This window comes from Pseudomonas sp. 18175, from assembly GCF_050432925.1.
Classification (GTDB): Bacteria; Pseudomonadota; Gammaproteobacteria; order Pseudomonadales; family Pseudomonadaceae; genus Aquipseudomonas.
Genome location: NZ_JBKFTO010000003.1, coordinates 230,383 through 251,138 on the forward strand (window position 1 = coordinate 230,383; position 20,756 = coordinate 251,138).

17 protein-coding genes are annotated in these 20,756 nt (G+C 61.2%); 4 read left to right on the top strand and 13 right to left on the bottom strand.

Translation table 11 applies throughout. The features are described from left to right. Window positions 1-20: 20 nt before the first annotated feature. From cmk to mtnA, 7 genes are all read right to left on the bottom strand, one after another. The gene (gene cmk / locus ACLD1Y_RS06085; protein WP_003172653.1) at window positions 21-710 is read right to left on the bottom strand and encodes a (d)CMP kinase; all 690 of its coding nucleotides are present in this window, start codon (window positions 708-710) and stop codon (window positions 21-23) included. Then, a complete protein-coding gene (locus ACLD1Y_RS06090) occupies window positions 707-2,917 on the bottom strand; it encodes a bifunctional prephenate dehydrogenase/3-phosphoshikimate 1-carboxyvinyltransferase (protein ID WP_429476576.1) in 2,211 nt (736 codons plus the stop codon). Before ACLD1Y_RS06090 ends, cmk begins: the two co-directional genes overlap by 4 nt. A gap of 28 nt (window positions 2,918-2,945) precedes the next feature. After that, complete coding sequence (hisC, locus tag ACLD1Y_RS06095; RefSeq protein WP_429476341.1) at window positions 2,946-4,058, bottom strand: histidinol-phosphate transaminase; 1,113 nt, start codon at window positions 4,056-4,058, stop codon at window positions 2,946-2,948. A 9-nt stretch (window positions 4,059-4,067) separates the two neighbouring features. Further along, on the bottom strand, window positions 4,068-5,162 hold the full coding sequence (pheA, locus tag ACLD1Y_RS06100; protein WP_034096534.1) for a prephenate dehydratase: 1,095 nt from the start codon (window positions 5,160-5,162) through the stop codon (window positions 4,068-4,070). Further along, window positions 5,162-6,247, bottom strand: a complete 1,086-nt coding sequence (serC, locus tag ACLD1Y_RS06105) for a 3-phosphoserine/phosphohydroxythreonine transaminase (RefSeq protein ID WP_185708720.1) — start codon at window positions 6,245-6,247, stop codon at window positions 5,162-5,164. Before serC ends, pheA begins: the two co-directional genes overlap by 1 nt. A 201-nt stretch (window positions 6,248-6,448) precedes the next feature. Then, on the bottom strand, window positions 6,449-9,103 hold the full coding sequence (gene gyrA, locus ACLD1Y_RS06110; protein WP_429476343.1) for a DNA gyrase subunit A: 2,655 nt from the start codon (window positions 9,101-9,103) through the stop codon (window positions 6,449-6,451). 424 nt (window positions 9,104-9,527) lie between these two features. After that, window positions 9,528-10,598, bottom strand: coding sequence for an S-methyl-5-thioribose-1-phosphate isomerase (mtnA, locus tag ACLD1Y_RS06115; RefSeq protein ID WP_429476345.1), 1,071 nt, complete (start codon window positions 10,596-10,598; stop codon window positions 9,528-9,530). A 109-nt stretch (window positions 10,599-10,707) separates the two neighbouring features. Here mtnA and ACLD1Y_RS06120 point away from each other — a divergent pair, with 109 nt between their 5' ends. From ACLD1Y_RS06120 to ACLD1Y_RS06135, 4 genes are all read left to right on the top strand, one after another. After that, window positions 10,708-12,039, top strand: a complete 1,332-nt coding sequence (locus tag ACLD1Y_RS06120; RefSeq protein ID WP_429476347.1) for a TRZ/ATZ family hydrolase — start codon at window positions 10,708-10,710, stop codon at window positions 12,037-12,039. Window positions 12,040-12,103: 64 nt separating this feature from the next. Continuing rightward, on the top strand, window positions 12,104-12,802 hold the full coding sequence (ubiG, locus tag ACLD1Y_RS06125; RefSeq protein WP_003189760.1) for a bifunctional 2-polyprenyl-6-hydroxyphenol methylase/3-demethylubiquinol 3-O-methyltransferase UbiG: 699 nt from the start codon (window positions 12,104-12,106) through the stop codon (window positions 12,800-12,802). Window positions 12,803-12,806: 4 nt separating this feature from the next. After that, window positions 12,807-13,478: an N-acetylmuramic acid 6-phosphate phosphatase MupP gene (gene mupP, locus ACLD1Y_RS06130; RefSeq protein WP_429476349.1), complete on the top strand. Its 672-nt coding sequence runs from the start codon at window positions 12,807-12,809 to the stop codon at window positions 13,476-13,478. Window positions 13,479-13,655: 177 nt separating this feature from the next. Beyond that, window positions 13,656-14,396: a YciK family oxidoreductase gene (locus ACLD1Y_RS06135; RefSeq protein WP_429476351.1), complete on the top strand. Its 741-nt coding sequence runs from the start codon at window positions 13,656-13,658 to the stop codon at window positions 14,394-14,396. Between the two features lie 88 nt (window positions 14,397-14,484). Here the strand turns inward: ACLD1Y_RS06135 and ACLD1Y_RS06140 are convergent, their stop codons facing one another. From ACLD1Y_RS06140 to ACLD1Y_RS06165, 6 genes are read right to left on the bottom strand one after another with little or no spacing between them, the layout of a single operon-like run. Continuing rightward, window positions 14,485-15,999 (bottom strand): ABC transporter substrate-binding protein, encoded by a 1,515-nt coding sequence (locus tag ACLD1Y_RS06140; protein WP_429476353.1) that lies wholly within the window; start codon window positions 15,997-15,999, stop codon window positions 14,485-14,487. Then, window positions 15,981-17,000: an ABC transporter ATP-binding protein gene (locus ACLD1Y_RS06145; RefSeq protein WP_429476355.1), complete on the bottom strand. Its 1,020-nt coding sequence runs from the start codon at window positions 16,998-17,000 to the stop codon at window positions 15,981-15,983. Before ACLD1Y_RS06145 ends, ACLD1Y_RS06140 begins: the two co-directional genes overlap by 19 nt. Beyond that, window positions 16,997-17,953 (bottom strand): ABC transporter ATP-binding protein, encoded by a 957-nt coding sequence (locus tag ACLD1Y_RS06150; RefSeq protein WP_429476357.1) that lies wholly within the window; start codon window positions 17,951-17,953, stop codon window positions 16,997-16,999. The genes ACLD1Y_RS06145 and ACLD1Y_RS06150 overlap by 4 nt, the downstream gene beginning before the upstream one ends. Then, window positions 17,950-18,807, bottom strand: a complete 858-nt coding sequence (locus tag ACLD1Y_RS06155) for an ABC transporter permease (RefSeq protein ID WP_429476359.1) — start codon at window positions 18,805-18,807, stop codon at window positions 17,950-17,952. Before ACLD1Y_RS06155 ends, ACLD1Y_RS06150 begins: the two co-directional genes overlap by 4 nt. Beyond that, window positions 18,804-19,751: an ABC transporter permease gene (locus ACLD1Y_RS06160; protein ID WP_429476361.1), complete on the bottom strand. Its 948-nt coding sequence runs from the start codon at window positions 19,749-19,751 to the stop codon at window positions 18,804-18,806. The genes ACLD1Y_RS06155 and ACLD1Y_RS06160 overlap by 4 nt, the downstream gene beginning before the upstream one ends. Window positions 19,752-19,754: 3 nt before the next feature. Next, window positions 19,755-20,642 carry a proline iminopeptidase-family hydrolase gene (locus ACLD1Y_RS06165; protein WP_429476363.1) on the bottom strand — a complete coding sequence of 296 codons (888 nt, stop codon included), beginning with the start codon at window positions 20,640-20,642 and terminating at the stop codon, window positions 19,755-19,757. Between the last annotated feature and the right edge of the window lie 114 nt (window positions 20,643-20,756).

The window sequence follows — 20,756 nt, forward strand, 5'->3', positions numbered from 1 at the left end:
GTCCCCTACGGCCTTCTTGATCACCCGGCGATATCGCGAATGGCGATTTCACTCAAGATGCGTTCCAGCACCTGCTCGATGGACAACTCCGTGGAATCCAGCTGTATGGCGTCAGCCGCCGGCTTGAGCGGGGCTACCGCACGCTGGGTGTCACGTTCATCACGTGCACGGATCTCATCTAGCAGACTCGACAGACTAACACCATCGACTTTGCCCTTCAACTGCAAGTAGCGGCGACGAGCACGCTCCTCGGCGCTGGCGGTCAGGAAAATCTTCAATGGTGCCTCGGGAAACACCACTGTGCCCATGTCGCGACCATCGGCCACCAGGCCCGGCGGCTCCTGAAACGCCCGCTGACGTTGCAGCAGGGCATCACGCACGGCCGGCAGCGCAGCAACCTGGGAAGCCCAGGAACCGACTTGCTCGTTACGCAGGTCATCGGTCACATCATCCCCTTCAAGGATAATGCGCTGGGGATGACCTTCCGTCGCGCCGACGAACTGCACATCAAGGTGCGCCGCCAGCAGCTTCAGGGATTCTTCGTTGGTGAGATCGACGCCATGGTTGCGTGCGGCAAAGGCCAGCAGGCGGTACAGCGCGCCGGAATCCAGCAGGCACCAGCCCAGGCGCTTGGCCAGGATGCCGGCGATCGTGCCTTTGCCCGAGCCGCTTGGCCCGTCGATGGTAATCACCGGTGCTTTGATATTCACAATTGAGCCTCTTGGGCTACACGAATGCCGACTTGGGCACACAGTGTAAGAAAGTTCGGAAAAGACGTAGCTACATTGGCGCAGTCACGGATACGAATTGGCGCGGCCGCCCGCAAGGAAGCCACGCTGAACGCCATGGCAATCCGATGATCACCACGGGCATGGACTTCACCACCGCCGATCAGGCCACCGTCAATGATAATCCCATCAGGGGTCGGTTCACACTTCACCCCCAGCGCCAGCAGACCATCGGCCATGACCTGGATACGATCAGACTCCTTCACGCGCAGCTCTTGGGCACCGCGCAATACCGTGCGCCCCTCAGCGCAGGCCGCCGCAACGAACAACACCGGGAACTCATCGATCGCCAACGGCACCAACGCCTCGGGAATCTCAATCCCCTTCAATGACGCCGCACGCACGCGCAGGTCAGCCACAGGTTCGCCGCCGACTTCGCGAAGGTTTTCCAGGGTGATATCCGCGCCCATCAGCCGCAGGATATCGATCACACCAGTGCGCGTCGGGTTGATGCCGACGTGCTCCAGCAACAACTCGGAGCCCTCGGCAATCGACGCAGCCACCAGGAAAAACGCCGAGGAGGAAATATCCCCCGGCACTTCAATATGGGTCGCCGTCAGCGCGTGGCCAGACTCAACCGACGCCGTCGCCCCTTCTACCGCCACCGGATACCCAAACCCACGCAACATGCGCTCAGTATGGTCACGGGTCGGCGCAGGCTCGGTCACCGCCGTCTTGCCCTCGGCATACAGCCCAGCCAGCAACAGACAGGATTTGACCTGGGCGCTGGCCATTGGCATCAAATAAGTCAGGCCTTTGAGCGCCTGACCCCCGCGAATGGTCAGTGGCGGACGCCCTTCCGGCCCCGTCTCGATCACCGCGCCCATTTCCCGCAAAGGCTTGGCGACGCGACTCATCGGACGTTTGGACAGCGATGCATCACCGGTCAGCACGCTGTCAAAGCTCTGCGCCGCCAGCAACCCGGACAACAATCGCATCGACGTACCGGAATTACCCAGGTAAATCGGCCCCGGCGCAGACTTCAAACCATGCAAGCCCACCCCATGAATGGTCACACGCCCATGGTGCGGCCCCTCAATCACCACGCCCATGTCGCGAAACGCCTGCAAGGTCGCCAAGGCATCTTCACCTTCAAGGAACCCTTCGACCTCAGTCACACCATCGGCCAGCGAACCCAGCATGATCGACCGATGGGAGATGGACTTGTCGCCCGGCACCCGAATACGTCCGCTCAAGCGGCCACCCGGATTGGCGATAAAGGTCAGCTCATCGGTGTTCACTGCGGTTTCCACATAGGCCCGGCGCGCCAAGATCTTGCTGAAATGCTCCCGCGCCATCCGCGCACGGGTGAACACGCCCAACAATTGGTGGCCATCGCCGGCATCGACCGCGTCGCGCAAGGCATCGAGGTCACTGCGGAAGGTATCCAGGGTGCGCAACACCGCTTCGCGGTTGGCGAGGAAGATGTCGTGCCACATCACCGGGTCGCTGCCGGCAATTCGCGTGAAATCACGGAAGCCACCGGCGGCGTAACGGAAAATCTCGAGGTTCTCGTTGCGTTTGGCCAGCGAATCCACCAAGCCAAAAGCCAGCAGGTGCGGCAGATGACTGGTCGCCGCCAGCACTTCATCGTGGCGCTCGACCTGCATATGTTCCACATCCGCCCCCAGCTCGCGCCAGAGACGATCCACAACGGCCAGCGCGGCCGGATCGGTCTGTTCCAGAGGGGTCAGGATCACCTTGTGACGACGGAACAGCTGCGCATTGGAAGCCTCCACCCCGCTCTGCTCGGAACCGGCAATTGGATGCCCCGGCACAAACCGCGCAGGCATGCCGCCAAAGGCCTGCTGCGCTGCACGCACCACATTACCTTTGGCACTGCCGACGTCCGTGAGGATCGCATCACCCAGATCCATGCCAGCCAACAGCGCCAGCAACTTTTCCATGGCCAGGATCGGCACGGCGAGCTGGATCACGTCCGCGCCCTGGCACGCAAGCGCCAGGTCTGCTTCACAGCGATCCACCACTCCCAGCTCAACCGCCAATTTGCGCGATTGCGGGTCCAGGTCCACACCGACCACTTCGCCACACAACCCGCTTTCACGCAGGCCTTTGGCGAAGGAGCCGCCGATCAACCCCAGACCGACCACCACCAGGCGACCGATCATAGGCACAGCAGGTTGCAATGCAGTGACATCAACCACGGGCCAGAACCTTGGCCAGCGCCTCCAGGAAGCGGGTGTTTTCTGCCGGCAAGCCGATGGTGATACGCAGGTGATTCGGCATGCCGTAATTGGCCACCGGACGCACGATCACGCCTTCGCGTAGCAGGCCCTGGAACACAGGGGCCGCCACTTGGCCGAGATCGACACAAATGAAGTTGCCCTTGGATGGAATCCAGCCCAGGCCCAACTCACGGAAGCCTTCCTGCAACTGCAGCATGCCGGTTTCGTTGAGGCGACGACCTTCTTCCAGGTAGTCGGCATCCTTCACCGCCGCACAAGCCGCCGCCAAGGCGAGGCTGTTGACGTTGAACGGTTGGCGCACGCGGTTCAGCACGTCGGCGACGACGGCTGTGGACAGGCCATAGCCGACCCGCAGCGACGCCAGGCCGTAAGCCTTGGAGAAGGTGCGCGACACCAGCAGGTTCGGGTAAGCCGCCAGGAAATCCAGGCCGTCGGGCAGGTCGCTGCCTTCGGCATACTCGATGTAGGCCTCGTCCAGCACCACCAGCACATGCTCAGGCACATCCTGCAGGAAGTCGTCCAACGCTTGTGAGTCGAACCAGGTGCCGGTCGGGTTATTCGGGTTGGCGATGAAGACCACACGGGTCTGGGCGTCGATGGCCGCCAGCATGGCCGGCAGGTCGTGGCCCCAGTCCTTGGCAGGAATAACCCGCGCATCCGCACCCACTGCCTGGGTGACGATAGGGTACACGGCAAACGCGTGCTCGCTGAATACGGCGTTCAAGCCAGGCGCCAGGTAAGCGCGGCCGACCAACTCAAGAATGTCGTTGGAGCCATTACCCAGGGTGACCTGGCTCAGCTCGACCCGGCACTTCTCCGCCAGCAGCGACTTGAGGGCAAAGCCGTTGCCATCGGGGTAACGGGTCAGCTCGGCCAACTCTTCACGAATCGCCGCCAGCACTTTAGGGCTAGGACCCAGCGGGTTTTCGTTGCTCGCCAACTTGACGATCTTGGACGGATCCAGATTCAACTCACGCGCCAACTCGTCCACAGGCTTGCCCGGAACGTAAGGCGACAGTTGTTGCACGCCCGGCTGTGCCAGGGCGAGGAAGTTGCCACTCATGTTAACGCCTCACAAAACCGCTTTCGGGTAAGAGCCCAGCACCTTGAGTGCCACGGCTTCCTGACTGATCTTTTCGAGCACACCTTTGACCAGCGGGTCGCGATGATGGCCAACAAAATCGATAAAGAACACGTAGGTCCATTTACCGCTGCGCGAAGGACGCGTCTCGATGCGTGTCAGGTCAATCCCGTTGTCATGGAACGGCACCAGCAACTCATGCAGCGCGCCGGGCTTGTTGCTCATGGAGACGATGATCGAGGTCTTGTCGTCGCCGGTCGGCGGCACTTCCTGGTTACCGATCATCAGGAAGCGCGTGGAGTTGTCCGGGCGGTCCTCGATTTTCTCGGCCAGGCGCGTCAAGCCATACAGGCCCGCAGCCATATCACCGGCGATGGCCGCCGAGTTCCACTCACCCTTGACCCGCTTGGCCGCTTCGGCGTTGCTGGACACCGCCACGCGCTCGACATTCGGGTAATGGGCGTCCAGCCATTTGCGGCACTGGGCCAGGGACTGGGCGTGGGAGTAGATACGGCTGATGCTGTCGGTCTTGGTGTTCTCGCCCACCAACAGGTGATGGTGGATGCGCAGCTCGACTTCGCCGCAGATCACCATGTCGTGCTCAAGGAAGCTGTCCAGCGTGTGGTTGACCGCGCCTTCGGTGGAGTTTTCCACCGGCACCACGCCAAAGTTCACCGCACCGGCCGCTACTTCGCGGAACACCTCATCAATCGCAGCCATCGGCTTGCTGATCACGGCATGACCGAAGTGCTTCATGGCGGCCGCTTGGGTGAAGGTGCCTTCCGGGCCGAGGTACGCCACTTTCAGCGGCTGCTCCAGGGCCAGGCACGAGGACATGATTTCACGGAACAACCGCGCCATCTCTTCGTTACCCAGCGGCCCTTTGTTGCGCTCCATCACGCGTTTGAGCACCTGGGCTTCACGCTCAGGCCGGTAAAACACCGGCACTTCGCCTTCCGCCAGGGATGCCATCTTCACCCGTGCCACTTCTTGGGCGCAGCGTGCGCGCTCACTGATCAGCTCAAGGACTTTCTCGTCCAGGCTGTCGATGCGTACCCGCAGGGCCTTGAGTTCTTGCTCAGACATTAGCCGTGTTCCTTTTCGAACTCTGCCATGTAGGCCACCAACGCGTTGATCGCGTGGATGTCGACAGCGTTGTAGATGGAGGCGCGCATGCCACCGACCGAACGGTGGCCCTTGAGGTTCAGCAGGCCGCGGGCGTCGGCGCCGGCCAGGAACGGCTTGTCCAGGCGATCGTCAGCCAGGCGGAACGGCACGTTCATCCACGAGCGGTCGGTGAGGTTGATCGGGTTGCTGTACAGGCCGCTGGCGTCGATAAAGTCGTACAGGGTGCGCTTCTTCTCTTCGTTCAGCTTGCCCATGGCCGCCACACCGCCCTGTTCTTTGAGCCACTCGAACACCAGGCCGGACAGGTACCAGGCGAATGCCGGCGGGGTGTTGTACATCGAGCCGTTGTCAGCCGCGACCTTGTAGTTGAGCATGGTCGGGCACAGCGAACGGGCGCGACCCAGCAGGTCTTCGCGGATGATGTTGACCAGGATGCCGCTCGGGCCGATGTTCTTCTGGGCGCCAGCGTAGATCATGCCGTACTTGGACACGTCAATTGGGCGCGAGAGGATGTCCGAAGACATGTCGCACACCAGCGGAACGTCACCCACTTCTGGCACCCAGTCGAATTCCAGGCCGCCGATGGTCTCGTTCTGCACATAGTGGACGTAGGCCGCGTCCTTCGAGAGTTTCCACTCGTTCTGACCGGGAATGGCGAAATAGTCGTAAGGCTTGGCAGTGCCTGCCACGTTGACGTTGCCGTAACGGGAAGCTTCCTCAATGGCCTTCTGGCCCCAGATGCCGGTGTCGATGTAGTCGGCAGTGCCGTCTTCCGGCAGCAGGTTCAGCGGGATCTGGGCGAACTGCTGGCTAGCGCCGCCTTGCAGGAACAGCACTTTGTAGTTGGAGGGGATGTCCAGCAAGTCGCGCAGATCCTGCTCGGCCTTGGTGGCAATGGACACGAACTCATCGCTGCGATGGCTCATTTCCATCACGGAGAGGCCTTTTCCATGCCAGTCGAGGAGTTCACCCTGCGCACGCTGCAGGACTGCTTCAGGAAGCGCCGCGGGACCGGCACAGAAGTTATAGGCTCTCTTGCTCACATCCAATCTCACTCTGATCTGGTGGTAGTCACGCAAACATATCAGGCGACACCCGATCCAATGTGGGAGCGGGCTTGTGTGGGAGCGGGCTTGCTCGCTCCCACACAAACCCTCTCCCACACCAGATCTCCATGGGTATCGATATTTCCATCCGGACAAACAACAAGGGGGCGAATCTTCATCCGCCCCCTGTGTGTCCGCTTATTCCTGCGGTTCTTCTTCGTCTGCGGCAGCGTCGAGGGTTGGCTCGTCGACGTTGTCATCGCCTGCTGCGATCACCTCGCCTTCAAACGCTTCACCTTCGAGCTCCTCGCCTTCGACTTCCGATGGTTCCTGAACGCGCTCCAGGCCTACCAACGTCTCGTCGCTGGCCAGCTTGATCAAGGTCACGCCCTGGGTGTTACGACCCAGGCTCGACACTTCATCCACACGGGTACGAACCAAAGTGCCCTGGTCGGAAATCAGCATGATCTCCTCACCATCCAGCACCTGCACCGCGCCAACCAGACGGCCGTTGCGGTCGTTGCTGACCATGGCGATCACGCCCTGGCCGCCACGTTTGTACTCCGGGAACTCGCTGATAGCAGTGCGCTTGCCATAACCACGCTCGGAAGCGGTAAGGATCTGGCTGCCTTCTTCAGGGATCAGCATCGAAATCAGCTTCTGCCCTTCTGGCAGACGCATGCCGCGCACACCACGGGCGGTACGGCCCATGGCGCGAACGTCGGATTCCTTGAAGCGCGTGACCTTGCCACCGTCGGAGAACAGCATGACCTCACGCTCGCCATCGGTGATAGCCGCGCTGATCAATACGTCACCTTCGTCCAGCTCCAAGGCGATCAGGCCCACGCTGCGTTGACGGCTGAAGGATTCCAGCGGCGTCTTCTTCACGGTGCCTTTGGCAGTCGCCATGAAGATGAAGTGACCTTCGGTGTACTCCTCAACCGGCAGCATGGTGGTGATGTATTCATCACTGTCCAGCGGCAGCAGGTTGACCAACGGACGACCACGGGCGGCACGGGAGGCTTCCGGGATCTCGTAGGTCTTGAGCCAGTACACCTTGCCTTTACTGGAGAACAGCAGAAGCGTGGTGTGGCTATTGGCGACCAGCAGGTGAGCGATGTAGTCCTCATCCTTCACGCCAGTAGCCGATTTACCCTTACCGCCACGACGTTGGGCCTGGTACGCAGCCAGCGGCTGGGTCTTGGCATAGCCACCGTGGGAGATGGTTACCACGCGCTCTTCTTCCGGGATCATGTCACCCAGGGTCAGGTCGAGGCGCGCATCGAGGATCTCGGTGCGGCGCACATCGCCGTATTCGGCGCGGATCACTTCCAGTTCTTCGCGGATCACTTCCATCAGGCGCACGGCGCTGCTGAGGATGCGGATCAACTCGCCGATCTGGTTGAGGATCTCCTGGTACTCGGCCAGCAGCTTCTCGTGCTCCAGACCGGTGAGGCGGTGCAGGCGCAGCTCCAGGATGGCCTGGGCCTGTTCCGGCGACAGGAAGTACTTGCCTTCGCGCAGGCCGTATTGCGGGTCCAGGGTCTCCGGACGGCACGAGTCGGCGCCGGCACGTTCAACCATCGCGACCACAGCGCTGGATTCCCAAGGCGTGCTGATCAGCGCTTCCTTGGCTTCCGACGGGGTTGGCGAGGCCTTGATCAGGGCGATCACCGGGTCGATATTCGACAGCGCAACTGCCTGGCCTTCCAGGATGTGGCCGCGCTCGCGGGCCTTGCGCAGTTCGAACACGGTACGGCGGGTGACCACTTCACGGCGGTGACGCACGAAGGCTTCCAGCAGATCCTTGAGGTTCAGGATGCGCGGGCGGCCGTCGATCAGTGCAACCACGTTGATACCAAACACGCTTTGCAACTGGGTCTGGGCGTAGAGGTTGTTGAGGATCACCTCAGGCACTTCGCCACGACGCAGTTCGATCACCACGCGCATACCGTCTTTGTCGGACTCGTCGCGCAGCTCGGTGATGCCTTCAAGCTTCTTCTCTTTAACCAGCTCGGCGATCTTCTCGATCAGACGCGCCTTGTTCAACTGGTAAGGAAGTTCGGTGATGACGATCTGCTGGCGGCCACCGACCTTGTCGATGTCTTCGATCATCGAGCGGGCGCGCATGTAAATGCGGCCACGGCCGGTGCGATAGGCTTCGATGATGCCAGCACGACCGTTGATGATCGCGGCAGTCGGGAAGTCTGGACCTGGGATGTATTGCATCAGCTCATCGACGGTCAGCTCAGGGTTGTCGATGAGGGCCAGGCAACCGTCGATGACTTCACCGAGGTTGTGCGGCGGGATGTTGGTCGCCATGCCCACGGCGATACCGCTGGAACCGTTGACCAGCAGGTTGGGAATACGGGTTGGCATCACAGCCGGGATCATTTCGGTGCCGTCGTAGTTCGGCACCCAGTCCACGGTTTCTTTATGCAGGTCGGCCAGCAGCTCGTGCGCCAGCTTGGTCATGCGCACTTCGGTGTATCGCATGGCCGCGGCGTTGTCGCCGTCGACCGAACCGAAGTTGCCCTGGCCGTCTACCAGCAGGTAGCGCAGGGAAAACGGCTGGGCCATCCGAACGATGGTGTCGTACACCGCAGTGTCGCCGTGAGGGTGATACTTACCGATCACGTCACCGACAACACGGGCAGATTTCTTGTACGGCTTGTTCCAGTCGTTACCCAGCTCGCTCATCGCGAACAGCACACGCCGGTGCACGGGCTTCAAGCCATCGCGCGCATCAGGCAGTGCCCGACCGACAATTACGCTCATCGCGTAGTCGAGGTAGGACTGTTTCAGCTCGTCTTCGATATTGACCGGGAGGATTTCTTTGGCCAGTTCGCCCATGAGAAGCCTGATTCCTTTTTCGGGTGAAACCTCGTCACATCCATATGGGACGAACGAAGCTCGCCGCTGCCGGCACGGTGCCTGACAACGACTTACGACAAATCAACGAGTTATGACACGGATCTGCGCGTTATGGGCAGCCCCTCGGGGCAACCCTGGAAACCGCCGGATGTTATCACAATCGCCGCCACGCACCTATCCCCCTGATGCGCATGGAGCATAGTTAGTTGACGGGTGACAGGCTTGAGGGGGACGAGAGGGGCTTAGAGAAGGATCCAGCTTGTTTTTTGAGGGTAGATCCGAAGAATTTATTGACTTAAAGGCCCCTTCGCGAGCAAGCCCGCTCCCACATTTGATTTGTGAATACATTCAAAATGTGGGAGCGGGCTTGCTCGCGAAGGCAATCCAGCAGACACCAACGCCCTCAATGCAGACGCTTGCGGCACATCAACTTGGCCAATTTGGCTGTATCCGGGCGCTCTACAATGCCCTTCTCAGTCACGATCACATCGATCAAATCAGCAGGCGTTACGTCGAACACGGGGTTGAACGCATCCACCCCCAAGCGCTGCCCAACGATCTCCAGCAACTCACCCGGATCACGCTCTTCCAACGCCACGTCATCGCCAGTCGCCATCATCAAATCGATGGTCGAACTCGGCGCCACTACCATAAAGCGCACGCCATGGTGCATGGAGCACACCGCCAGTTGGTAAGTGCCGATCTTGCTGATCACATCGCCATTGGCGGTAATGCAGTCGGCGCCGACGATCACCCAGGTCACGCCTTTGGTCTTGAGGATGTGGGCCCCGGCCGAGTCGGCATTCACCGTCACCGGGATGCCCTCGCCCGCCAACTCCCAGGCGGTCAGCCGCGAGCCTTGCAGCCAGGGCCGGGTTTCGTTGGCGTAGACCTGCTCGACCATGCCTTCCAGAAACGCCGCCCTAATGACACCAAGCGCTGTACCCACTCCACCGGTAGCCAAAGCGCCAGCATTGCCGTGGGTCAGAATCGCCTGGGCATTACCCTGGTGCTTGCGAATCAACTCCACGCCCAACTGGGCCATGGTGAGATTGGCTTCGCGATCACTTTCATGGATGGCAATGGCTTCCGCCTCCAGCACCGCCAGCGGATCGGCGTGCTTCTTGACCCGGTCCAGGCGGTCGCGCATGCGCTTGAGGGCCCAAAACAGGTTCGAGGCGGTCGGACGGGTATCAGCTAATAGTGCGTAGTCTTCTTCCCACGCAGCTTGCCAGTCACCGCCTTCGGCTATCCGTTCACGCGCCGCAAGCACCAGGCCATAGGCCGCGCTGATACCGATGGCCGGTGCGCCACGCACCGTCATTGAGCGGATGGCCGCTGCCACTTCATCCACCGTGGAGCAGGCCACCCAGGTTTCCCGGGCCGGCAAGGCACGCTGATCGAGCAGGTGCAGCACGCCATCGCGCCAATCGATGGCCTTTACTTTCTCCGCAGCCAACAGTCGATCGCGCATTCCCTACTCCGCACTCATGAACAAAAGCCGCCGATTATAGCGATCCGCCAGCCAGGACGCTCGGGTATACTTCGGCCTTCTTTTATAGCTGCCTGGGAAGAAGCCTTCGATGATCGCCACTGCCGCTCCACTCGACTTATTGTTACTGCCAACCTGGCTGGTACCCGTCGAACCCGCCGGCGTGGTGCTCAAGGAACACGGCCTGGGCATCCGCGACGGACGCATTGCGTTTATCGGCCCTCGGGCAGCGGCGCTTAAACTCAAAGCAACTGAAACACGTGAATTGCCGGGCATGCTGCTCAGCCCCGGCCTGATCAACGCCCACGGGCATGCGGCAATGAGCCTGTTTCGCGGCCTGGCCGACGACCTGCCGCTGATGACCTGGCTGGAAAAACACATCTGGCCCGCCGAAGCCAAGTGGGTCGATGAAGCCTTTGTACGTGATGGCACCGACCTGGCCATTGCCGAGCAACTCAAGGGCGGCATCACGTGCTTCTCCGATATGTACTTCTACCCCAAGGTCGCCAGCGACTGCGTACACAACAGCGGCATGCGCGCGCAAATCGCGATTCCGGTGCTCGACTTCCCGATCCCCGGCGCCAGCAGCGCCGATGAGGCGATCCGCCAGGGCATCGAATTGTTCGGCGACCTCAAGCACCACCCACGCATCAAGATCACCTTCGGCCCCCACGCGCCGTACACCGTGTGCGACGAAAACCTGGAGAAAATCCGCGTCATTGCCGAAGAGCTGGACGCCGCGATCCAGATGCACGTTCACGAAACCGCCTTCGAAGTGCAGCAAGCTGTCGAGAAAACTGGCGAACGGCCATTAGCGCGACTGGGGCGTCTTGGACTATTGGGCCCGCGCTTCCAGGCCGTTCATATGACCCAAATCAGCGAGGACGACCTGGCTTTGCTGGTAGAAAGCAACACCAGCATCGTTCATTGCCCGGAATCGAACCTGAAACTGGCCAGCGGCTTCTGCCCGGTTGAGCGCTTATGGCAAGCAGGCGTCAACGTGGCCATCGGCACCGATGGCGCGGCCAGCAATAACGACCTCGACCTGCTAGGCGAAACCCGCACAGCGGCGATGCTGGCCAAGGCCGTCGCCGGCTCCGCCACCGCCCTGGACGCCCACCGCGCCTTGCGCATGGCTACGCTCAACGGTGCGCGCGCCATGGGCCTGGAAAGCGAGATTGGCTCGCTGGAAGTGGGCAAGGCTGCGGATATCGTCGCCTTCGACTTGTCGGGGCTGGCGCAACAACCGATCTACGATCCGGTCTCACAGCTTATATATGCCACTGGACGTGATTGCGTGAAACACCTTTGGGTCGCCGGCAAGCAGTTGCTCGACGACCGGCAATTGACCCGCATGGATGAACAACAGTTGACCGCCACGGCCATTGCCTGGGGCAAACGCATCAGCGGGCACCACGAATAACGCCGGCCTTGAATGCACCTATTCAGGACCGACAAACCGATTTATCAGATTTAGAGGATTCACCATGAGCAACGTCGACCACGCCGAAATCGCCAAATTCGAAGCCCTGGCTCACCGCTGGTGGGACCGCGAAAGCGAGTTCAAGCCGCTGCACGACATCAACCCGCTGCGGGTCAACTGGATTGACGAGCGCGTCAACCTGGCTGGCAAAAAGGTGCTGGACGTGGGTTGTGGCGGCGGCATCCTCAGCGAAGCCATGGCCCAACGCGGCGCCACCGTGATGGGTATCGACATGGGCGAAGCGCCACTGGCCGTGGCCCAATTGCACCAGCTGGAATCCGGCGTGAGCGTGGAATACCGCCAGATCACCGCCGAAGCCCTCGCCGAAGAGATGCCCGAGCAATTCGACGTGGTGACCTGCCTTGAGATGCTGGAACACGTGCCCGACCCATCCTCGGTGATCCGCGCTTGCTTCCGCATGGTCAAGCCCGGCGGCCAGGTGTTCTTCTCCACCATCAACCGTAACCCCAAGGCCTACCTGTTCGCGATCATCGGCGCCGAATACATCATGAAGCTGCTGCCGCGCGGCACCCATGACTTCAAGAAATTCATCCGCCCTTCCGAATTGGGCGCGTGGAGCCGCCAGGCCGGGCTGACCGTCAAGGACATCATCGGCCTGACCTACAACCCGCTGACCAAGCACTACAAGCTGGCCAACGACGTGGACGTCAACTACATGATCCAGACCCTGCGCGAGGAGTAAGCCTGTGAAGTTGCGAGCAGTTCTCTTCGACATGGACGGCACCTTGCTGGACACCGCGCCAGACTTTATCGCCATCTGCCAGGCCATGCGCACCGAGCGCGGCCTGGCGCCGATCAACGACCAGCATATCCGCGATGAAATCTCCGGCGGTGCGCGGGCGATGGTCGCAGTCACCTTCTCGATGGACCCGGAATCGCCAGGTTTTGAAGAGTTGCGCCTGGAGTTCCTGGAGCGCTACGTCAAAGGCTGCGCGGTGCACAGCAAACTGTTCGAGGGCATGGCCGAGCTGCTGGAAGACATCGAGAAAGCCAAGCTGATCTGGGGCGTGGTCACCAACAAGCCCCTGCGTTTTGCCGAACCGATCATGCAGCAACTGGGCCTGGCAGAGCGTTCGGCGCTGCTGATCTGCCCGGACCATGTAAAAAACAGCAAGCCGGACCCGGAGCCGATGATCCTGGCGTGCAAGATGCTCGGCCTCGACCCGGCCAGCGTGTTGTTCGTGGGTGACGACCTGCGGGACATCGAGTCCGGTCGCGATGCCGGTACCCGCACCGCAGCGGTGACCTACGGCTATATCCACCCGGATGACAACCCGCGTCACTGGGGTGCGGATGTGGTGGTGGATCACCCGCTGGAACTGCGTAAGGTGCTGGATAACGCGTTGTGCAGTTGCTGATGGCTCGAAGATCCTGCAAACACTGAGGTCAATGTGGGAGCTGGCTTGCCTGCGATGGCGCAGTGTCAGCCAGCACACATGCCAGCTTAGAGACCGCTATCGCAGGCAAGCCAGCTCCCACAGGAATTGGATTCCAAATTGAGAGCTGTATCACTGTGAATTTTGTCGAGGCTATTTATGTTTGATTACTCTGCACGTCCAGAACTGCTCAAAGGCCGGGTCATCCTGGTGACCGGCGCCGGTCGCGGGATCGGTGCGGCAGCGGCGAAAACCTATGCCGCCCATGGCGCCACCGTGCTGCTGCTGGGCAAGACCGAAGCCAACCTGGCCCAGGTGTATGACGAAATCGAAGCCTTGGGCCAGCCTCAGCCGGTGGTGATCCCGTTCAATCTGGAGACCGCCCTGCCCCATCAATACGATGAGCTGGCGGCGATGATCGAAAAGGAGTTCGGCCACCTCGACGGCCTGCTGCACAACGCCTCAATCATCGGCCCACGCACGCCAATCGAACAGTTGTCCGGCGAGAACTTCATGCGGGTGATGCACGTGAACGTCAATGCGATGTTCATGCTGACCAGCACGTTGTTGCCGCTGCTCAAGCTGTCCCAGGACGCATCGGTGGTGTTCACCTCCAGCAGCGTCGGGCGCAAGGGCCGGGCGTATTGGGGGGCTTACGGGGTGTCGAAATTCGCCACTGAAGGCCTGATGCAAACCCTGGCCGATGAGCTCGACACCGTCGCACCGGTGCGCGCCAATAGCATCAACCCAGGTGCCACGCGCACCAGCATGCGGGCCCAGGCGTATCCGGGGGAGAACCCGACGGACAACCCAACCCCGGAAGAGATCATGCCGGTGTACCTGTACCTGATGGGGCCGGACAGTACCGGCATTAATGGCCAGGCGTTCGACGCGCAGTAACACCTGGCACACCACAAAACCCAATGTGGGAGAGGCCCGCTCCCACACAACCCTGCTCCCACATTTATATTGCGGTGTTCTCTAGGGTTTAGTTTTTCACCACTTCCTCAAGGGTGAAGCGGCCCAAAGGGTTCTGCAGGAAGTTGCTGATGTTGCTGCGTGAAATGTTGATGTACGGGCTGTAGTACAGGTCAATCCAGTTCACGTCCTGCTTCGCCAACTTCTGCAACTCCACGTACATCTGCTCACGCTTGACCGGATCGGCTTCGATGCGTGCCTGGGCCACCAGGTCCTTGACCTTGTCGTTCTTGTAGCGGGTCATGTAGTTCTGGTTGGTGTCGTGGCCTAGTACGAAGGTGGTCTTCTGGTCCGGGTCAAGAATGTCGTTGGTCCAGTACATCACCGAGATGTCGTATTCGCCGTCCACCAGCATCTGCCAGCTCTGGGTCGGGTCGACCTTTTGCAAGTTGGCGGTCACGCCGACCTTGGCCAGTTGATCCTTGATGATCACCGCGATCTGCTCATCGGCTTCGTTGCCGGCGTTGACCACATAGTTGAGCTTCAAGTCTTTGGCCCCCGCGGCGGCCAGCAGTTTCTTGGCTTCGGTCGGGTCGTACGGGCGCTGAAGGTTGTTGGCGTAGTGGAACAGCGAGCCCTTGGGAATGTAGGAATAGGCCACGGTGCCTTGACCGAAGGTGGCGGTCTTCACCAGCGATTGTTTATCGATGGCCATGTCCAGCGCTTGCCGCACTTGCGGCTTGGCCAACAGGCCATGCTCGTGGTTGATCAACAGGTGATCTTCACGGGTGGATGGGTCGGAATGCACCACCACGTTTTTGTCTTTCTTCAGCTCTTCAACCCGGGAAAACGGTACGAAGATCGCCGTGTCCAGTTCGTTGTTCTGCACCATGCGCATGCGGGTGTTGTCGTCGGTCACCGAGACCCACTCCACGCCATCGAGGCTCACGTTCTTGGCCTGCCAGAAGTTCGGGTTCTTTTTCAGGATCACCCGATCGCCCTTGCGCCACTCGTCCACGGTAAACGCACCGGAGGTCACCGGGTTTTCCGAGTAGGCGTCTTCGCCCAGTTTAGTCATGGCTTTTTCCGACAGGATCGACACGGTCGGCGAAGCCAGTTGGGAGAGGAAGGCCACTGCCGGGGTTTTGAGGGTCACCACCAGGGTCTTGGCGTCGGTGGCCTTGGCGGTGTCGATCAGCTTGAACGGGTCGCTCCACAGCGACGCCTTGTTGTCGCGAATACGCAGCAGGCTGAACACACCGTCTTCGGCGGTAATCGGCGAGCCGTCGGAGAACTTCGCGTCACGCAGCTTGAAGGTGTAGGTCAGGCCGTCCTTGGAAATCTCCCAGCTTTCTGCCAACCCCGGCTCCATCTTGGTGCCCAGATTGTCGACGCGGACCAGGGTGTCGTAGACGTTGGCGAATACCCAGGTGTCGCGGTTTTGCGCGCTTTTGATCGGGTCGAACGTGGTGCTGTCTTCACGGCAGCCAATGGTCAATACACCGGCGGCGTGCGCCAGCCCCGCAGTAAGGGACCAGGCGGTCAGCGTAGCGGCTGCAAGCAACTTCAAGTGGCGCGATTGCATGTCATAACTCCTTGTTTATGGACGGCAGAAAGGGTCAACGGTTGTTCAAGCACGCAACTGTACCGATGCTCGTGCAGGAAGTGAGTCGGCGGCAACACCACGGAACACATGGGCTGCGCATGCCGGCAACGCGGGTGAAAGGCGCAGCCTGTAGGCAAATTCAGTGGGCTTGGCGGCTCACCTGGCAGGGGCTCTGTAGGCAATGGCCGATGGGGATCAATCTCGGGAATCGCCTCAATCAACGCCGCCGTATAGGGATGGCGCGGCGCGGTAAACACCGCCTCCACCGGCCCCTCTTCGACGATCTTGCCCAGGTACATCACCGCCACGCGGTCGCACAGGCGGCGCACGATGGCCAGGTCGTGGGCGATAAACAGGATCGCCAGGTTCATGCGCTGTTGCAGCTCCAGCAACAGGTTGATGATCTGACCCTGGATCGACACATCCAGCGCCGCCACGCATTCATCGGCGATGATCAGGCGCGGCTCTACCGCCAGCGCCCGGGCAATGCCGACGCGCTGACACTGGCCGCCGCTGAGGGAAGCGGGCTTGCGGCTGGCGAGTTCAGGGCGCAGGCCCACCAGGTCGAGCAGTTCGTTGACACGCGCAGGGATCCGCTCGGCCGGGACCTTGCGCTGTACGCGCAACACCTCGGCGAGGGTTTCGCCGATGGTATGGCGTGGGTTCAGCGCGGCGTACGGGTCCTGGAAGATCATCGCGGTTTCATGTCGCAAACGCGCAATGTCGACGGCGCTGCCGTGGGCCATGTCGATGCCGTCGAATAACACCTGGCCGCCGCTGATCGGGTTGAGGTGCAAAATTGCCCGGCCCAAGGTGCTCTTGCCGCTGCCGGACTCGCCCACCAACCCCAGGGTTTCGCCCGCCGCCAGGCTCAGGGAAACGCCGTTGACTGCCATTACCCACTGCTTGTTCAACCCGAACAGCCCGGTGCCGGACGCGGCAAACTTCACCTCCAGGTCCTTGATCTGCAACAGGCTCATAGGCGTGCCTCCAACGGGTAGTGGCAAGCAACCCGCGTACCTTCGGGCAACCGTTCAGTGCACAACGCCCCCACCTGCGGACAGCGCGGGTTAAAGCGACAACCAACGGGCAAGGCATCCAGCAACGGCGGCTGGCCCGGGATGGTACGCAGCAAGGCATGGCCGCTGCTATGGGCCGGTTGACAGTCGATAAGCCCGGCGGTGTACGGGTGCCGGGGATTGGCCAGCAGGTCATACTTGCTGCCGTGTTCGCACAGGCGTCCGGCGTACATCACGGCGATGGAGTCGCAGGTCTGCGCCACCACGCCAAGGTCGTGGGTGATCATGATGATCGACAGGCCGCGCTGGTCCCGCAGGTCCAGCAACAGCCGCAGGATCTGCGCCTGCACGGTGACGTCGAGGGCGGTAGTGGGCTCGTCGGCAATCAATACCTTCGGGTTGCAGCCCAAGGCCACGGCGATCATCGCGCGCTGGCGCATGCCGCCGGAAAACTCGTGAGGGAAATTATCGACCCGCGCCTGGGGATCGGGGATGCCCACCTGACGCAACACCTCGATAGCCTGGCGTCGCGCGTCTTTTTTCGACGCGCCTTGATGCAGGCGCACGCCCTCGGCGATCTGCTCACCGATACGCATCAGCGGGTCCAGATGGCTGCTGGGGTTCTGGAAGATCATACCCAGTTGCCCGCCGCGCACGGCACGCATCCCGGCAGCGTCCAGTTGCAACAGATCCTTGCCGGCCAAGCGCACCGCGCCGCCCTGCACCCGCAGGTTGGGCGACGGCAACAGACGCATCAGGCCACGACAGGCCATGGTCTTGCCCGAGCCGCTCTCGCCCACCAGGCCAAGGATTTCACCCTCGGCCAGGTCGAAAGATACGCGGTCCACCAGGGTGACATCGCGTCCGTTGTTATTGGCGATCACGCTTAAATCCTGCACCTGTAACAGACTCATGAGCGATCCCCCAGCACTTGCGCCACGCCGTCCGCCAGCAGGCTGAAGCCCATGGCCAGGGTCACAATGGCCAGCCCTGGAAACGTGCAGATCCACCAGGCGGTGGTGATAAAGGCCTGGCCTTCGGCGACCATCGTGCCCCACTCGGCAGTCGGCGGTTGCACGCCAAGGCCCAGGTAGCTCACGGCGGCGCCATTGAGCAACACCAGCACGGCGTCGGACATGGAAAACACGATCGAGCCGAACATCGCGTTAGGCAGCAGATGGCGAAACAAAATGCGCCCATGGCCAAAGCCGAGGCTTTCGGCCGCCAGGGCAAAGTCGCTTTCCTTGAGCACCAGGATCTGCGAGCGGATCAACCGCGCATACGACACCCAGCCCACCAGCGCCATGGCGATATAAAAACTCTTCAAGCCCGGCCCGAGGATGGCCATGATTGCCAGCATCAGCACCAAGAAGGGAAACGCCAGGATCACATCGATCACGCGCATGCAAAAACTGTCGAAACGCCCGCCGATGTATCCCGAGACTGCGCCAATAAAAGTGCCGATCATGAACGGGAAGATCACGCCGATAATGGCCAGTTGCAGGTCGATACGCGCGCCCCAGATCACTCGCGACAGAATGTCACGACCGTAATTATCGGTACCAAAGGGATGGGCCAGGCTGGGCCCGAGCAAGCTGATGTCGGTGTTCTGCGCAATCGGGTCATAAGGTGCGACCCACGGCGCAAACAGCGCAAGCCCCAACCACACCAGCAGAATCAACATCCCCCACGCAGCGGTCAGGCGGCCATTGCGAAAACCGAAACGCAAACGCAGGCGCCATGGGGCAATCAACGGACGGCTGCTCATTGCATCTTCACCCGTGGGTCGAGGGCCACGGTGACCACATCGGCGATGAAGTTGACCACCACCGTCGCACAGGCCAGCACCATCGCCACGCCCTGCACCACCATGTAATCGCGGGTAAAAATGCCGCGCACCAGCAATTGGCCGATGCCGGGGATGGCGAACAGGCTTTCGATCACCACCGTGCCGCTGATCAGCCAGCCGATATTGACTGCCAGCAGGTTCACCGCCGGCACCAGGGAATTGGGCAGCACGTGACGACGAAACACCGCCGCTTCAGGCAACCCTCGGGCACGGGCGGCGGTCACGTGGTCGGCCTGCAACTCCATCAACATGCTGGCCCGCAGGTTGCGCACCAACACCGCTGACAGCGCCAGGGCGATGGTCAGGCACGGCAGCACCATGTGATGGGCCTTGTCCAGCCAGGTGCGCCCGTAGCCGGACACCGGGAACAAGCCCCACTGCACGCTGAGCAACAGGATCAGCATCAAGCCCAGCCAGAACGCCGGCATGCCCAGGCCCACGGTGGTGAACACGCGGATCAGGTTGTCGGCCCAACCGCCCTTATTGCGTGCGGCCACGGTGGCCAGCGGCACCGCGATCAGCAGCGCCAGCACCACGCTACCGAGCACCAGCACCAGGGTCGGCTCGATGCGGGTGACGATCAGTTTCAGCGCATCGACCTTGTACAACAGCGACTGGCCGAGGTCGCCCTTGAGCAGGTTCTTGAGGAAGTAGAAATATTGCAGCCACAACGGCTGGTCGAGACCGTACTGGGCGCGGATTTTCAGCAAGGCGTCCGGCGTACTGCGCGACCCCAGCAGGGCCCGCGCCGGGTCGCCGGGAATCGAGCGCACCAGCACAAAGGTAATGAGGCTGATGCCAAACAGCACCGGCAGCAATTGCAACGGCCGGGACAATACAAAACGGTAGCGCGCCAAATTCATCCGTCAGCCTCGGTGACGTGCAAGGAAGTCCAGCAACACCGGGAAATACGCCTGGGGTTCTTCGTAGAACGGCATATGGCTGCTGTTGGGGAACACATGCAACTCGGCGTGGCGGGCGGCGATTTTCATGCGCATGGCGCAGGCTGGGGTGAGTTCGTCGTGCTGACCGGTGGTGATCAGGATCGGCATTTTGAACTCGGCCATCTCAGGGATGCGGTTCCAGTCCTTGAGGTTGCCGATGTAGAGGAATTCGTTGGGGCCTTGCATGGTTTCGTAGGGCCCCATGTTCCAGTCGCCGAGGGAGCGCTTGACCGGCTCGGGCCATTCGTCGAGGCGGCACACGTGGCGGTAGTTGAGCAAGGTGATGGCGGCTTGGTATTGCGGATGGTCCAGCGTACCCATGGCTTCGTGACGCTGCATCATGGCCACGGTTTCGCTGCCAAGGGCGCCGCGCAGGCGCTCCAGTTCCTGGGACAGGTGCGGAATGTCGCCGACGGTGTTTTCGAGGATCAGGCTTTTCAGGGCGTCGGGGTAATGAATGGCGTATTCAATACCGAGCCAGCCGCCCCAGGAATGCCCGAGCAAATGCACGCGGCCCAGCCCCAGGGCTTGGCGCACGGTTTCGACTTCTTCGACATAACGGCGGATTTCCCACAGGGAAACATCGGTCGGTCTGGCTGATGCGCCCGTGCCAAGCTGGTCGAATGCAACCACTCGCAGGTTATGCTCCTTGAGCCAGCCATGGGCGTCGCGCAAGTAGTCACACGGCAGGCCTGGCCCGCCGTTGAGGCACAACAGCACCTCATCGCCTTCGCCAAAGCTATAGACCACGAGGTTATGACCGTCGACTTGCACGTTGAACCGCTGGTCGGGGGCAATTTCACGCCACATGCATACATTCCTTGTGTTGTATCGGCCTGGCAGGTGCGGCCGCTTAACGGGCCAACACTACCGAGGTTGCCACGCGTCCATAACCTAGCAGTTCTTATAGGTTTGGCCTGGCAG